Source organism: Enterobacter sp. Acro-832 (assembly GCF_011752745.1).
In the GTDB taxonomy this organism is placed as follows: domain Bacteria; phylum Pseudomonadota; class Gammaproteobacteria; order Enterobacterales; family Enterobacteriaceae; genus Enterobacter; species Enterobacter quasiroggenkampii.
The window spans coordinates 221,668-237,046 of record NZ_VWWX01000004.1; the positions used below are offsets into that span (position 1 = coordinate 221,668).

Here is a 15,379-nt window from a genome sequence, read left to right on the forward strand (position 1 = left end):
ACAATGAAAAAAGTTCTTCTTGCAACACTGATTGCAATGACGTCCACGGCAGCGCTGGCAGACGGCAGCATCGTGATGAAGGTTCAGGGTAAAATGAACCATGCTTCTTGCACCCCTGAATTAAGCAACGGCGGTTCTATTGATTTTGGGACTATCGCGCTGGATCAGCTCTCTCCAACCCAGACCAACCAGATGGGTCAGAAAGACATGTCTCTGACCATCAACTGCCCGTCTGCAACCAAAGTTGCCTGGAGTATTGCCGATAACAAAGAAGACTCCAATGCGGCAAACGATCTGAGCTCCAGCGAGTTTTATATTCGTGATGCTAAAGACAATGGCGGCGACGTGTATGGTGCAGGCACCACCTATGGCGTGGGCACCACTGCCGCTGGCGACAAAATTGGTGCGTATGCGATCAGCACCCGCGTCAATGAAATCACGGCTAACGGCATGCCTGCCCAGGCTATCTATGCCCCAGCCTACGTGAACAGCAAAGGCGAATACATGTGGCGCAACCTGGCGTCTGGCGTTATCGCTAACGGTAACGCGGAAATTATGACCGCAACCAAGCCTGGCTATACCGCACCGCTGGCCATCACCAACGTGGTTTATCCGTTCAAAGTGTCTCTGGCGATTGTTAACACTAACCGCCTGTCCACCACGGATGAAGCTCAGCTGAGCGGCGAAACCACCATCACGCTGGTTTACCTGTAATCATTGACGATTGGTCACTATCACGGCGGAGTATTCCGCCGTTTTCATTTAAATAAATACATTCATAAATGTTTAAATGAGCCTTATTAAATCTCAAAGCACGTGTAAGTAAAACTAATTATTGAATTACTTAAATCATTACTAAAATCGGCGCTGCTTGTCATGCCGATACTTATCGATTTGCAAGTCATTTTTAAATTAAAAATATCTGAGTTATTAACTCTTTCTATGGTTAAGGAATAACAATGAAAAAGCTCCTTCTCGCTACCGTTTTATCAATGGCAGCGACTGCGGTCTATGCTGAACCGACTGCAATGCTGAAAGTTCAGGGAACGCTGACCAGCGCTGGTTGCGTGCCTGAAATCAGCAACGGCGGTCTGGCAGATTTCGGCGAAGTGGGTCTGGATTCGCTTTCCTCCTCCGCGGCCTACCAGGCTGGCCATAAAGATGTGACATTCACCATCAAATGCCAGTCGGCTACCCGCGTAGGCTGGACGATCAAAGATGACCGTGCAGATTCAAATGCCGGTAAGAATAAAACATCAAGCGAGTTCCACGTGGATAACGGCACGGCGAACGGTGCTCAGGCATCCGGTAACTACCAGCTGAACGGCGTGGGTAAAACCAGCGCAGGGGAAAACATCGGTGCCTATTCCGTTGCGACCTATCTGACTTCCGTCACCGCAGACGGCGCAACGGCTCAGCCTATCGCCGCGTCTATGTACACCGGCGGCGCCATCAGCAGCAGAAGCTGGGTGAACATGTGGACCAGCGGCATCATCATGAACGACGGTACCGACGTAATGACCGTTGCCAAAACGGGTGAGCGTGCGCCAATGGCCTTCACCACTGCAGCTTTCCCACTGAAAATCGCGCTGGCTATCGCGCCAAGCAAAGATCTGACCCTGACCGACAAAACCGATCTCGACGGCCAGTCCACTATTACGCTGGTTTATCTGTAATTCAGCATGTTGCCGCAAAACTCTCCATTTCGATGGGGAGTTTTTTAATACCGTTAACCACGAAAAAATCATGACCAGAATAATGAAAACTACATCCCTGTTTTCCGTCCTTTTATTCGCGCTTCCCACCACGCTGTTCGCCGCAGGCATGGTACCTGAAACCACGCTGCTGATGATCGATGAAGCCAACCACGGCGGCGTAATGAGCGTCAAAAATACCGACACCATACCGACTCTGCTCTACACCTCTATTAACGATATCGAAGGGGAAAATGGCGTAAAGCTCAACGTCACCCAGCCGGTTGTTCGTCTGGAACCAGGCCAGGAACAGCAGGTGCGTTTTATTCTTGAAACCGATAAACCTCTCACGGTCGAACACTATAAGCGCGTGATCTTCGAAGGCATTCCGCCGAAGAGCAAAGATAAAAACGTGAAGGTGGGGATTAACCTTCGCCAGGATCTGCCGGTACTGATCCATCCGAAAAGTCTGCCTGTCGTCACCGATGCGTGGAAGTTACTGACCTGGTCGCTGGAAGGAAAAGAGGTTGTGGTGCGCAATACCTCCCCTTACGTCGTGCGCTTCTCAACCGCCATTACCCTACTTCCATCGCGAGCAACCGGGCTGGTCAACAAGACCTTTATCCTGCCGGGTGAAACCATGAAAGTGCAGATGGACAAGCCGATGGGTAGCACCGATAACGCAGTAGAGTTCAGCCCCGCGAGCCGCTACGGGATTGAAGTGGATAACTACACAGCCCCCCTTAAACGCTAAAACGACAGGGATGCTTTGGTGACTGAGCTATCATTGCGCAACAGGATGCGCCGAGCGGCAGTAGTGGCAGCATTACTGCCGTCTTCCGCGCTGCATGCGTCCGATGTGGATTTTAATACAGATATTCTGGCGACACGTGGCATCAGTACCAACCTCGCCCACTATTTCTCTGAAGCTCAACGCTATCTGCCTGGCAAGCATGCCGTGCAGGTAAAAATAAACGGCATTGAAAAGGGCAGCCTCGCCGTCAAAATTGGGGATGAAGGGCAGCTCTGCGTTGATGATGATTTCATCAGCGCCGTGGGGCTTTTACCGCTAAATATCAGCGAAAAAGAGACGTGTCATGACCTGCTCAAAGACTACCCTTCAGCCACGATCAAGCTCATGCCCAACACCGAGTCACTGGAGATATTCGTTCCGGCAGAAGCCATGGATAACGGGTTCTATGCCGCCAGGTTTTACTCTCACGGCGGCATTGCGGGCCTCATTAACTACAACGCTTTCACCAACTACAACGAATATGGCAGCGGTGGCAACAGCACGTTTTCACAGGGAAATATCGGCACCGGTATTAACATTGCAAACTGGACGCTGCGCAGTAACTACATCCTGACGGACGATAACGGCACCCGCAGCGCCGAGAATCTTTACACCTACGCTGAGCACGTTTTTGAAGAGAAAAAAATGCGTGCGCAGGTCGGTCAAATCAATATCAACTCCGCCCTGTTTAGCGGCGCGCAAATTACCGGGGTCCAGCTCATGCCTGAAACCGGTCTTCAGCCCAATATTCAGGTCACGGAAGTCTCCGGTATTGCCCGTACAAACCAGGCTCGCGTAGAAGTTCGTCAGTCCGGTCAGGTTATCTATTCTTCGCTGATCAATGCCGGTCCCTTCACGCTGCCGGACGTACCGGTTTTGCGCAGCAATGTTGACCTGGATGTCAGCGTCATCGAAACCGATGGCTCAACAACCCATTTCACCGTGCCCTCATCAGCCCTCAACGTCATCGGGAGCAACCGTGCCGAGGGGTTAAATCTGGCACTTGGTCAGGTTCGCGACAGTGGCGATGAAAAGAACTCTCCCTGGGTGTTCACCGTGTCTGACGGTACGAGCCTGACTACACGCCTGACTGCCGTTGCGGCAAGCGTGCTGGCCGAGAAATACCAGTCTACCGGTGCAAAGCTCGACTGGTCCGTCAATGAAAACTGGCTCATTTCACCCAGCGTATTGCTAAGTCAGTCCCGCTTTTATGATACGCAGCGGGGCAGCAAGTTTGAGCTCAGCAGCAATATTTTACTCCCCGCGCAGCTGACGCTCGGGCTCAGTGCTTCCCAGTATAACGGCGACTTTCGTGAGCTCACCGAAGCCATGGACGAAGAATCGCAAAGCTATGAAAACGCATGGAATACCAGCCTCAGCTGGAACAACGAATACATCGGCTCCCTCTCTTTACAATACAGCGCGAACTCTGGCGATGAGAGCAGCGGTGACTCACGCTATCTGATGGCCTCGTGGAGCAAAAGCCTGGGGCGTACCTCGCTGTCCGTAAACTGGCAACACGCCATGAGCAATAGCGAAACAGAAAACAGCACCAGCAACAATGACGATCTCTTCTATGTCAGCCTGATCGTCCCTCTGGGCGACGATCGCGTCAGTACCTACATGCGTACTCAGGGTGAAAAGCAAAACTATGGCGTCCAGGACAGCGGTTCTGTCGGCCGAAACCTTAACTACAACATTTCTGCCGATCGCGATAATCAGGACAAAAGTGATTCCTTTAACGGCAATATCACGACCAACCTGCACTATACCCAACTTGGGCTGTCTGCCGGTCTGAATGACGGAAACCAGCATAACTACAGCGCATCGTTAGGGGGTGGCATTGTCATGCACCGCCATGGCCTCACCTTTGCCCCCTTCCCGGTGAAAGAGACCTTTGGCATCGCAAGGCTAAGTGAGCCGGAAAGCGGGATAGAAATCACCACACCCGATGGCACCGTCTGGACAGATTACTGGGGGCAAGCCGTCGTTCCCGGGCTCAGAGAGTGGCAGAAATCACAAATTGTGATCAATACCAGCTCGCTGCCGCAGGGGATGGATTTATCAAATGGTATCCAGACCGTGTCCGCGGCCTACGGCTCATTTGCACAGGTCGATTTCCATGTGCTGAATACCCGTCGCGTGATGCTGAAGGTAAAACATGTCAATGGCGGCTGGCTCGAAAAAGGGCTAAGTATCGTGGACAAAGACAGCAACTATATTGTCAGTGTGATGGATAACGGCAGCGTGTTTATTTCCGATGCCTCGACGACGCCGGAGCTGTATGTCGTGGACGACAATATGACGCGTTTATGCCAGATCCACTACACGCTGAATGAAGAGAAAGATAAAGACGCCTATTACGAAAAAGCAGAAGGAACATGCCAGTGAAAATAGTTAACGTGATGCTGAGCGGTCTGACATTATTTTTCGCCTCTCAGGTATTCAGCGAGGAGTGCCAGATGACCCTTTCTCAGCCGACCGTCTCGTTTGGCCGATTCAAACAGGACGATATTGCTGCCTCGCTGAAAAACTGGAATCGCATGCCCGCAAAAGAGGTGATGATCAACGTGTTTTGCCCTCAGCCTCAGGTCATGGCCCTGTTCATGCAGTCCGCGTCTGGCGCCAACGGCGGCGTGCTGTTTGGGCAGGAGGGACGGCTGGCGCTGGTCGCGAACAACATGACGGTAGACGGACGCCACTACGATCTCGTCAAAACCACCGACCGGGTAAAATTTACCTCATCAGACAGCCCCAAAGAAAATGTTTTCCTGAAAAACAACGACGGCATCATTGCTCGCCAAAACGCGACACCGGTTCAGGGCAAGCAAATGAGCGTAACCATAAAACTTATACCCATCATTAATAATAACCAGCTGCGCAGAATTTCCGATAATACCGACCTGGAAAGCACCCTCTCCTGGGAATTATTAACAAGCGAGTAAAAGAATTCACCTTCGTATTCATTTTTTGGGTGAAGAGTAAGAAGAAAAATAAACCTTTTAAATTATGGATCCGTCCATTCAATTTAATATTCATTACATCTATGTTAAGGATTAACCATGAAAAAGAGTCTCCTTGCCGCCGCACTGGCACTGGCAGCGACCTGTGCTCATGCGGGTGACACAGCGGTACTGAAAGTCAAAGCGTCGCTGACCGGCAATTCCTGTACGCCTGAACTCAGCAACAATGGCGTGATCGATTTCGGTACCGTCCAGGTCGGCGATCTCTCTCAAACCCAGGCAACCCAACTGGGTGAAAAGGGTCTGACACTCACGATCAACTGCCCAACGCCGACTAAAGTGGGCTGGAGCATTGCGGATAACCGTGCAGACACCAATGCCAGCACCGGCAGCAGTTCCAATCTGAAGGTGATGAATGCGACGTCTAACGGTGGCGAGCTGCGCGGCAGCATCTCGACCTTTGGTCTGGGTAAAACGCATGACGGTAAGAACATCGGCGCATACTCAGTGTATACCAGCACCGGTGACGTCACGGCGAACGGCGCAACGGTTGAGCCTATCCGTACTGCGCTGTCTGCAGGTACAAGTATGGGCCGCTGGCAGAAAGCCAATGGTGGCACCATTGCGAACAAAGACCTGGGTCTGATGAGCGTGGCATCTGCCGGTAAAACCGACCCGATGGCGGTGACCAGCGTCTCTTTCCCGCTGAACGTCTCGCTGGCAGTAGAAAACCTGAAGAAGCTGTCTCTGACGGAAGACACCGAGTTTGATGGTCAGGCGACGATCAGCGTCGTGTATCTGTAAGAAGTGAAAATGCCGGGCAGCGAATGCCGCCCGGCAGACAACATTACGCTTTATCGCCCAGCAGAACGGATTCCAGCGCGATTTTGATCATGTCGTTGAAGGTGGTCTGACGCTCAGCGGCAGTGGTCTGCTCATGAGTACGGATATGGTCGGACACGGTGCAGATGGTCAGCGCTTTCGCACCAAACTCAGCCGCAACGCCGTAGATACCCGCCGCTTCCATTTCCACGCCCAGAATGCCGTATTTTTCCATCACGTCGAACATCTCGCCGCCGTCTGGTGCATAGAACAGATCGGCGGAGAAGAGGTTACCCACGCGCGCGTCAACGCCCAGCGCTTTTGCCGCGTCAACCGCGTCACGCACCATGCCGAAGTCAGCGATTGCCGCGAAGTCATGGTCTTTGAAACGCATGCGGTTTACTTTGGAATCGGTGCAGGCACCCATACCGATAACCACGTCGCGCAGCTTAACGTCCATACGCACCGCGCCACAGGAGCCCACGCGGATGATTTTCTTCACGCCGAAGTCGGTGATCAGCTCTTTGGTGTAGATAGAGCAGGATGGGATACCCATACCGTGACCCATGACGGAGATTTTGCGGCCTTTATAGGTACCGGTGAAGCCCAGCATGCCGCGTACGTTATTCACTTCACGCACGTCTTCGAGGAAGGTTTCTGCAATGTGCTTCGCGCGCAGCGGGTCGCCCGGCATCAACACGACGTCAGCGAAATCACCCATTTCTGCATTAATGTGAGGAGTTGCCATCTTCAGTTCCTTTTACATTGTTGTTTTTGCCGGGTGGCGGCTATGCCTTACCCGGCCTACAAAACCGTAGGCCCGGTAAGCGAAGCGCCACCGGGCAATGACATCAGAACATGGCCTTGCCATATTCCATGTCAGACGTACCAAAATATTTCGCCAGGGTCTGGCCGATGTCCGCGAAGGTTTCACGGTGACCCAGCGAGCCCGGCTTCACTTTCGGGCCGTACACCAGCACCGGAATATGCTCGCGGGTGTGGTCGGTACCGGTCCAGGTTGGGTCACAGCCGTGGTCCGCGGTCAGGATCAGAATGTCATCTTCACCCACCAGCTCCATCAGCTCCGGCAGACGGCGGTCGAACAGCTCAAGACCCGCAGCATAACCCGCGACGTCGCGACGGTGACCCCAGGAGGAGTCGAAGTCCACGAAGTTGGTGAAGACAATGGTCTTGTCGCCCGCTTCTTTCATCTCTTTGATGGTGGCATCGAACAGCGCATCGAGACCGGTCGCTTTGACCTTTTTGGTGATGCCGCAGTTAGCGTAGATATCCGCAATTTTACCCACGGACACCACGTGACCGTCTTTCTCATCGACCAGCTTCTGCAGCACGGTTGGCGCCGGCGGCTCAACGGCCAGATCGTGACGGTTACCGGTACGCTGGAAGTTACCCGCTTTGTCACCAATAAACGGACGCGCGATCACGCGGCCAATGTTGTAGCCGCCTTCGGTCAACTCTTCGCGGGCGATTTCGCACAGCTCGTAGAGTTTATCCAGGCCAAACGTCTCTTCGTGGCAGGCAATCTGGAACACGGAGTCAGCAGAAGTGTAGAAAATCGGCTTGCCGGTTTTCATGTGCTCTTCGCCGAGCTGGTCCAGAATCACGGTACCGGAAGAGTGGCAGTTGCCGAGGTAACCCGGCAGGTTTGCACGCTTCACCAGCTTATCGAGCAGCTCCTGCGGGAAGCTGTTCTCGTGATCGGAGAAGTAACCCCAGTCGAACAGCACCGGCACACCGGCGATTTCCCAGTGACCAGACGGGGTGTCTTTACCGGATGAGAGCTCGTGCGCCCAGGCATAGGCGCCCACGACTTCCGCGTTGCCGTCCATACCGGCTGCGATTTTACCGGTAGAGCCTTCATGCGCTTTCACCAGCCCGAGGCGGGTCAGGTTTGGTAGAGTCAGAGGGCCTTTACGACCGTTGTCCGCTTCGCCTTTCGCACAGGCTTCCGCGATGTGACCCATGGTATCGGAACCCACGTCACCAAAACGTTCTGCATCTTCGGTTGCGCCGATGCCGAATGAGTCCAGCACCATAATAAATGCACGTTTCATAATTGTTCTCCGTACGTAGTGCTTCAAAAATTATCGATCAGATCAGTATACCGCTATTCGGTGATACGGCGATAGACAGTCGGTGTGGTTTCCGGTGCTTTATCGTCAAGCGTGATGGCCGCTTTCACCGCTTTCGCCGCTTCCTGCCAGCTGGCTTCGTCTTTGGCGTGGATCACCGCCAGCGGACGTTGGCCGTCAACGCTGTCGCCCAGACGGGCCATATCGGTAAAGCCGACGCTGTAATCAATGGTGTCTGAGGCCTGACGACGGCCGCCGCCCATTGAGACCACTGCCATGCCGAGGGCACGGGTGTCCATGGCGGAGACAAACCCTTCGCTATCGGCATACACCGCTTTGCTGAGCGTCGCGGTTGGCAGGTACTTCGCGTAATTTTCGACGAAATCGGTCGGGCCTTTTTGCGCCGCGACCATGCGGCCGAAGATCTCCGCCGCTTTGCCGTTGTCCAGCACCGCCTGCAGCTTCGCGCGGGCGTCGGCGTCGTCTTTGGCGAGCTTGCCGGAGATTAACATCTCAACACACAGCGCCATGGTGACGTCGAACAGGCGCGGGTTACGGTATTCCCCCGTCAGAAACTGGACGGCTTCACGCACTTCGACGGCGTTACCGGCGCTGGAAGCCAGCACCTGGTTCATATCGGTGAGCAGTGCGGTAGTGCGCACGCCTGCGCCGTTAGAGACGCCAACGATCGCTTCGGCCAGCGCCTCAGAGAGTTCATAGGTTGGCATAAACGCGCCGCTGCCTACCTTCACGTCCATCACCAGCGCGTCCAGCCCTTCTGCCAGCTTCTTCGCCAGGATAGAGGCGGTGATCAGCGGGATGGAGTCAACGGTCGCGGTGATGTCGCGGGTCGCGTAGAAACGCTTGTCTGCCGGAGCAAGAGAGCTGGTCTGGCCGATAATCGCCACACCAACGTCTTTAATAATGTCGCGGAAGCGGTTGTCATCCGGGAAGATATCGAAGCCCGGAATGGCTTCCAGTTTATCGAGCGTACCGCCGGTGTGGCCCAGGCCGCGTCCGGAGATCATCGGGATGTAACCGCCACAGGCTGCCACCATTGGGCCGAGCATCAGGGAGGTCACGTCACCCACGCCGCCGGTGGAGTGTTTATCCACAATCGGGCCGTTAAGGTTGAGGCTTTTCCAGTCCAGAACGGTTCCTGAATCTCGCATCGCCATGGTCAGCGACACGCGCTCAGGCATCGACATATCGTGGAAGAAAATGGTCATCGCCAGAGCCGCAATCTGCCCTTCTGAGACGGTGTTATCACGAATGCCGTTAATGAAGAAGCGGATCTCTTCGTCGCTTAATGCATGACCATCACGTTTTTTACGAATAATTTCTTGTGCGAGAAACACGGTAACCTCCATGCGGAATCGGGGGAATTGTGGCGGGTGGCGCTACGCTTACCCGCCCTACGATCCTGTAGGCCGGATAAGCGAAGCGTCATCCGGCATTGTTGGCAATCAGTAGCTGCTTGCGCTCTTACCGTCGCCGTGACCCAGCGCTTTCAGCAGGCTGGCCAGCAGGCTGGACGCACCGAAGCGGTAGTGACGGGAATCGGCCCAGTCGGCGCCGAACAGTTCGTCGGCAATCGCCAGGAACTGCTGCGCGTCTTCGGCGGTACGCACGCCGCCCGCAGGTTTGAAGCCTACGGTTTTGGACACGCCCATGTCGCGGATCACTTCCATCATGATGCGCGCGCTTTCCGGGGTCGCATTTACCGGCACTTTACCGGTAGAGGTTTTAATGAAATCCGCGCCGGCTTTGATGGAGATTTCAGACGCTTTACGAATCAGCGCCTCTTCTTTCAGCTCGCCGGTTTCGATGATCACTTTCAGCAGCACGTTTGCCGCCGCACACGCGTCTTTACAGGCCTTCACCAGGTCAAAACCGACCTGCTCGTTACCGGCGATCAGCGCGCGGTAAGGGAACACCACGTCAACTTCGTCTGCACCGTAGGCAATCGCCGCGCGGGTTTCTGCCAGCGCAATCTCGATATCGTCGTTGCCGTGCGGGAAGTTAGTCACGGTTGCAATGCGCACATCCGGGGTGCCCTGCTCTTTCAGCGTCTTACGGGCAATCGGGATAAAGCGCGGGTAGATACAAACGGCTGCGGTGTTACCCACTGGCGTTTTCGCCTGATGGCACAGGGCGATGACTTTCTCATTGGTGTCGTCATCGTTCAGGGTAGTCAGGTCCATCAGTTTCAACGCGCGCAGGCTGCTTGCAGTTAAATCGGTCATAACAATCTCCAACGGCAGTGCCGTATAAATTTTACCTTGCGGGTCTGTGAGTATTCTAACATCCACCCGCATCCACACTTCGACATTCATCACAGTTAATGAAAACTGCGTACAAATTTGCATTACTGTAATGAGATCTTCTTCAAACTTTAGTGCGCAGATTGCCGACTAAAGCAGCAATACCCCCTGTGGGATCAAAAGCGCCAACAGGCAGGCTTTCTACAATCCGTTCATCATCCGCAGAACATTCAAGGAAGCGAATATGCCTCACTCCAGCCTCGACGCCCTGCAGCAACGTTGCCAGCAAATTGTGACAAGCCCGGTGTTAACCCCGGAACAAAAACGTCATTTTCTGGCGCTGGAAGCGGAAAACAACCTGCCGTATCCGGCACTTCCTGAAGCTGCGCGCGCCGCGCTAGACGAGGGGTTTATCTGTGACATGTTCGAAGGCCATGCGCCTTACAAACCCCGTTACGTTCTGCCGGATTACGCAAAATTTCTGGCTAACGGTTCAGAATGGCTGGAGCTGGAAGGCGCAAAAGATCTCGACGATGCCCTCTCGCTGTTAACCATCCTCTACCATCATGTTCCGTCCGTCACATCGATGCCGGTCTATCTCGGCCAGCTTGATGCGCTGCTGCAACCGTATGTTAGAATTCTAACACAAGAAGAAATCAATAGCCGAATAAAACGTTTCTGGCGCTATCTTGACCGTACGCTGCCGGATGCCTTTATGCATGCCAATATCGGGCCGGAAGATACGCCCATTACCCGTGCCATTCTGCGTGCCGATGCAGAGCTGAAGCAGGTCGCGCCGAACCTGACCTTTATTTATGATCCAGAGATCACCCCGGATGATTTACTGCTTGAGGTGGCGAAAAACATATGTGAATGCAGCAAACCGCATATTTCTAATGGCCCGGTGAATGATAAAATTTTCACAAAAGGCCGTTATGGCGTGGTGAGCTGTTACAACTCCCTGCCTCTGGCTGGCGGTGGCAGCACCCTGGTGCGTCTCAACCTCAAGGCCATCGCCGAACACAGCACGTCAAGTGAAGACTTCTTCAGTCGCGCCCTTCCGCACTACTGCCAGCAGCAAATGGCCATCATTGATGCCCGCTGCGATTTCCTGTATCAACAATCCGGCTTCTTTGAGAATAGCTTCCTGGTGAAAGAGGGGCTGATAGATGCCGATCGGTTTGTGCCGATGTTTGGCATGTACGGTCTGGCAGAAGCGGTAAACGTGCTCTGTGAGAAAGCAGGCATCGCGGGACGTTACGGAAAGGATGAACAGGCCAACGCGCTGGGCTACCGCATCAGCGAACAGCTTGCGGCGTTTGTCGAAAACACGCCGGTGAAACACGGCTGGAAGCAGCGCGCGATGCTCCATGCGCAGTCGGGGATCAGCTCCGATTCGGGCACCACGCCGGGCGCGCGCCTGCCCTACGGCGACGAGCCGGATCCCATCAGCCACCTGCTGGTGGTGGCTCCCCATCACAAGCACTACTCTTCCGGGATAAGCGATATCCTGACGCTGGATGAAACGGTAAAACGCAACCCGCAGGCGGTGGTCCAGCTGTGCCTGGGCGCGTTCAGGGCGGGTATGCGCGAGTTTACCGCCAACGTCGCGGGTAACGATCTGGTGCGCGTCACCGGGTATATGGTGCGGCTATCGGATCTGGAGAAATACCGGGAAGCAGGGTCGAGAACGAACACCACGTGGCTGGGGGAAGAAGCCGCACGCAATACCCGCATTCTGGAACGTCAGCCGCGCGTGATTAGCCATGAACAGCAGATGCGCTTTAGTTAGTCAGGTCATCCCTTTTTCCTGCGTGGACGGGCCGGGCAGCCGCCTGGCTCTGTTCCTGCAGGGCTGCAACCTGCGCTGTAAAACCTGCCACAACCCGTGGACGATCGGCCGCTGCAACGACTGCGGGGACTGCGTGCCCCACTGCCCGCACGACGCGCTGACCATTCAGGCCGGGCGCGTCTGGTGGCAGGAGAACGACTGCCAGCAGTGCGACACCTGCCTGCACCTGTGCCAGCAGCAGGCGACGCCCATGGCGCACCGCCTGAGCGTGGAGGAGATCCTCACCCAGGTCCGCAAATCCGCACCGTTTATCGAGGGGATCACCGTGAGCGGCGGTGAAGCCACAACGCAATTACCGTTTTTAGTGACGCTGTTCACCGCGATCAAAGCCGATCCCGCCCTGCGTCATCTGACCTGTCTGGTCGACAGCAATGGTCTTTTAAGCGAAACCGGCTGGCAAAAGCTGCTGCCGGTACTGGATGGCGCGATGCTGGACCTTAAAGCATGGGAGAACGCGCATCACCGCTTCCTGACCGGGCGCGACAATCCGCAGATCAAGCAGAGTATCCGCTGGCTGGCAGAACGCCACCGTTTGACGGAGCTCCGCTTGCTGGTCATTCCGGGGCAGTGTGATTACCTGGAACATCTGAAGCCGCTGACGGCGTTTATCCACGGGCTGGGAAACGTGCCGGTACGCCTTAACGCGTTTCATGCGCACGGCGTATACGGTGAGGCAGCGTCATGGCGTAGCGCCACGCCGGAAGACGTTGAACCGCTGGCGCGGGCGCTGGAAAAACAGAGGATAACGGTGATTCGCCCGGCGCTTTATCTATAGCGTGATGCCAAATACCGAACGCGTATTTTCCAGCAGCGCATCGGCAATTACCTCTTCTGGCTCCTGTCGCAGTTCACACAGGGTGGTGAACACGCGCGCCGCCTGTTCCGGGCGATTCGGCTGTCCCTGAAAACCGTTCAGCGGCATATCCGGCGCGTCAGTTTCCAGCAGAAGCGCCGACAGCGGCAGCTGTGCCATCACGTCACGGGTTTTACTGGCGCGCGGATAGGTGATGGTGCCACCCACTCCAATTTTATAGCCCAGTTCAATGAAACGCTGCGCCTGCTGCAGGCTGCCGGAGAAACCGTGCACGACGCCCCTGCGCGGCAGATCGATGCGTTTCAGGTGCATCGCCAGCTTATCGTGCGTGCGTCTTGAATGAAGGATCACCGGCAGATCGTGACGCTTCGCCAGCCTGAGCTGCGCGTCGAGGATCGTCTGCTGGCGCTCAAACTGCGGGTCCTCGCGATAAAGATCGAGGCCGATCTCCCCGATGGCGACAAGCTTGTTCCCTGCGGTCCGCAGGATCTCATCAAGTCTCTCAATGTGCTCATCACGATGCCGCTCAATCACGATCGGATGCAGGCCAAGCGCGGCATAGAGCGCAGGATGACGCGTGGAAAGATCCAGCACGCGGGAAAAGTACGCCGCTTCTACTGACGGCACAATAATGGCCTGAACGCCTGCGTCAGCCGCTTTCGCAATACTGTGTTCTTCATCTCCCGTAAACGGCGGGAAATCAAAGTGGCAGTGGGTATCGATAAAGCGGTGCATCACGCCAGATCCTCGTTATCCAGTAAAGCGTCATTCGCCTGCGGAATGTCCACCAGGGGCACCGTCAGAGCGTCGTTGGCGACAATCGCAGGCGGCGTAATAATGCGTTTATGGCGATGAAGCGGCGGTTGCTCCGCCAGCATTTTCCCCACCGTCGCCAGGAAGTAGCGTCCACACAGCCGCCCCGTTTTGTAATCCATGCGCAGCGCAGGGACGCGGCTGCCCAGCGCCATGCTCAGCAGCGGCTTAGGCGGATAAATTTCAAAAATACGCAGCTTACCCGGTGGCTTTTCAATGAAACGCTGCATCGCGCCGTAGGTGGTTTCATGCTGCTTCGCGATGTTCACCAGCGGCTGCAGGCTGCTGTCGCCCAGCCAGCGCTCCATCCGCTTAAACCACTGTGGGGTGTAATACATTTGCGACGGTACGGTACGGATCACCACAATGGTTTTCGCCCCGCGACGGGCGGCTTCCTGCACCGGCACGGCGTCACTGATCCCGCCGTCCAGATAGCTAATGCCGTCCAGCAGCGCACCGGTACGATAAAAACCGGGAATGGCGCTGGAGGCGCGGATGATGTCCAGCCAGTTCTCCTTCTGCGGAGAAAAATAGCCCGGCGAATAGTCATCCCCCCGGCTGGCGCACATCCAGAATTCTTTACCGCTATCAAACAGGCGGGCCGCGGTGTCCATGGCCAGCGGCATCTGGCTGGAAGTTGATTCCAGCAGCCAGTCGAGGTCGATCAGGTTACCGCCGCGCACAAAGCGCACCGGATTAAAAAATTCTTTCGCCGTGGTGTAGCGCATGATGACCTTTCGCGCGTATCCGGGCTGGTTACAGACATAGGCAGAAAGATTCTGTGCCCCGGCAGACGTGCCGAAGTACAGGTCAAACGGGTTGAACTGCGCGCGCATAAATTCGTCCAGCACGCCAGCGGTGAAAATGCCGCGCTGTCCGCCACCCTCGCAGACCAGCGCGAGTTGACCTGCGCGAAACGGTTTTAACGTCAGCGGCGCAATGTTGCCGAGCGTAACGGGAATTCGTTGCCCCACCTCTGCTTTCCTGTTTTGATTATTTTATAACACCACAGTAACGCACCCGACCTGTTACGCAAATAAGAAAAAGCCAGTCGCAGTGACTGGCTTTATTTTGTTGACGGAATATTGCGTTTGCTACGGACGTCGACGCCCCGTAAACAGGCTGACCAGGAACAGAATAATACCGACAACGAAGACAATTTTAGCTGCCCATGCCGCTGTACCTGCCAGTCCACCAAAGCCCAATGCGGCGGCAATTAACGCGATAACCAGAAATATAATGCCCCAACGAAACATAAGCTTCTCCTTTAC

The 15,379-nt window shown here is 55.1% G+C and carries 15 protein-coding genes; 8 read left to right on the forward strand and 7 right to left on the reverse strand.

Features of this window, described 5'->3' with window-relative positions; translation table 11 throughout:
- The first annotated feature begins 3 nt into the window (after positions 1-3).
- The 6 genes from F3J31_RS15825 to F3J31_RS15850 all read left to right on the forward strand — a co-directional run bounded on the left by F3J31_RS15825 (position 4) and on the right by F3J31_RS15850 (position 6,254).
- Positions 4-714 carry a DUF1120 domain-containing protein gene (locus F3J31_RS15825; RefSeq protein WP_045907746.1) on the forward strand — a complete coding sequence of 237 codons (711 nt, stop codon included), beginning with the start codon at positions 4-6 and terminating at the stop codon, positions 712-714.
- 245 nt (positions 715-959) lie between these two features.
- Positions 960-1,676 carry a DUF1120 domain-containing protein gene (locus tag F3J31_RS15830; RefSeq protein ID WP_045907745.1) on the forward strand — a complete coding sequence of 239 codons (717 nt, stop codon included), beginning with the start codon at positions 960-962 and terminating at the stop codon, positions 1,674-1,676.
- An 82-nt stretch (positions 1,677-1,758) separates the two neighbouring features.
- Positions 1,759-2,448 (forward strand): fimbria/pilus chaperone family protein, encoded by a 690-nt coding sequence (locus F3J31_RS15835; protein ID WP_240152767.1) that lies wholly within the window; start codon positions 1,759-1,761, stop codon positions 2,446-2,448.
- A gap of 63 nt (positions 2,449-2,511) precedes the next feature.
- Positions 2,512-4,878 (forward strand): fimbrial biogenesis usher protein, encoded by a 2,367-nt coding sequence (locus F3J31_RS15840; RefSeq protein ID WP_345790465.1) that lies wholly within the window; start codon positions 2,512-2,514, stop codon positions 4,876-4,878.
- Positions 4,869-5,432, forward strand: coding sequence for a hypothetical protein (locus F3J31_RS15845; RefSeq protein WP_167214059.1), 564 nt, complete (start codon positions 4,869-4,871; stop codon positions 5,430-5,432). The genes F3J31_RS15840 and F3J31_RS15845 overlap by 10 nt, the downstream gene beginning before the upstream one ends.
- A 117-nt stretch (positions 5,433-5,549) precedes the next feature.
- Positions 5,550-6,254: a DUF1120 domain-containing protein gene (locus F3J31_RS15850; RefSeq protein ID WP_045907742.1), complete on the forward strand. Its 705-nt coding sequence runs from the start codon at positions 5,550-5,552 to the stop codon at positions 6,252-6,254.
- 43 nt (positions 6,255-6,297) lie between these two features.
- On the opposite strand, the gene deoD is transcribed toward F3J31_RS15850, so the two are convergent.
- The 4 genes from deoD to deoC form a co-directional block, all read right to left on the reverse strand.
- Positions 6,298-7,020 carry a purine-nucleoside phosphorylase gene (gene deoD, locus F3J31_RS15855; protein ID WP_045907741.1) on the reverse strand — a complete coding sequence of 241 codons (723 nt, stop codon included), beginning with the start codon at positions 7,018-7,020 and terminating at the stop codon, positions 6,298-6,300.
- 103 nt (positions 7,021-7,123) lie between these two features.
- Positions 7,124-8,347 (reverse strand): phosphopentomutase, encoded by a 1,224-nt coding sequence (gene deoB, locus F3J31_RS15860; RefSeq protein WP_014882457.1) that lies wholly within the window; start codon positions 8,345-8,347, stop codon positions 7,124-7,126.
- Between the two features lie 53 nt (positions 8,348-8,400).
- The gene (gene deoA / locus F3J31_RS15865; protein WP_024908263.1) at positions 8,401-9,723 is read right to left on the reverse strand and encodes a thymidine phosphorylase; all 1,323 of its coding nucleotides are present in this window, start codon (positions 9,721-9,723) and stop codon (positions 8,401-8,403) included.
- A gap of 108 nt (positions 9,724-9,831) precedes the next feature.
- Positions 9,832-10,611 carry a deoxyribose-phosphate aldolase gene (gene deoC / locus F3J31_RS15870; protein WP_003856543.1) on the reverse strand — a complete coding sequence of 260 codons (780 nt, stop codon included), beginning with the start codon at positions 10,609-10,611 and terminating at the stop codon, positions 9,832-9,834.
- Positions 10,612-10,873: 262 nt separating this feature from the next.
- Here deoC and F3J31_RS15875 point away from each other — a divergent pair, with 262 nt between their 5' ends.
- Positions 10,874-12,421 (forward strand): YjjI family glycine radical enzyme, encoded by a 1,548-nt coding sequence (locus tag F3J31_RS15875; RefSeq protein WP_167214062.1) that lies wholly within the window; start codon positions 10,874-10,876, stop codon positions 12,419-12,421.
- On the forward strand, positions 12,396-13,256 hold the full coding sequence (locus F3J31_RS15880; protein ID WP_167214064.1) for a YjjW family glycine radical enzyme activase: 861 nt from the start codon (positions 12,396-12,398) through the stop codon (positions 13,254-13,256). Before F3J31_RS15875 ends, F3J31_RS15880 begins: the two co-directional genes overlap by 26 nt.
- Here F3J31_RS15880 and F3J31_RS15885 read toward each other — a convergent pair.
- The 3 genes from F3J31_RS15885 to F3J31_RS15895 form a co-directional block, all read right to left on the reverse strand.
- Complete coding sequence (locus F3J31_RS15885; protein ID WP_167214067.1) at positions 13,251-14,033, reverse strand: TatD family hydrolase; 783 nt, start codon at positions 14,031-14,033, stop codon at positions 13,251-13,253. The two genes, F3J31_RS15880 and F3J31_RS15885, sit on opposite strands and share 6 nt — an antisense overlap.
- On the reverse strand, positions 14,030-15,082 hold the full coding sequence (locus tag F3J31_RS15890; RefSeq protein ID WP_008502074.1) for a patatin family protein: 1,053 nt from the start codon (positions 15,080-15,082) through the stop codon (positions 14,030-14,032). The genes F3J31_RS15885 and F3J31_RS15890 overlap by 4 nt, the downstream gene beginning before the upstream one ends.
- A 120-nt stretch (positions 15,083-15,202) precedes the next feature.
- On the reverse strand, positions 15,203-15,364 hold the full coding sequence (locus F3J31_RS15895; protein ID WP_003856556.1) for a DUF1328 domain-containing protein: 162 nt from the start codon (positions 15,362-15,364) through the stop codon (positions 15,203-15,205).
- Between the last annotated feature and the right edge of the window lie 15 nt (positions 15,365-15,379).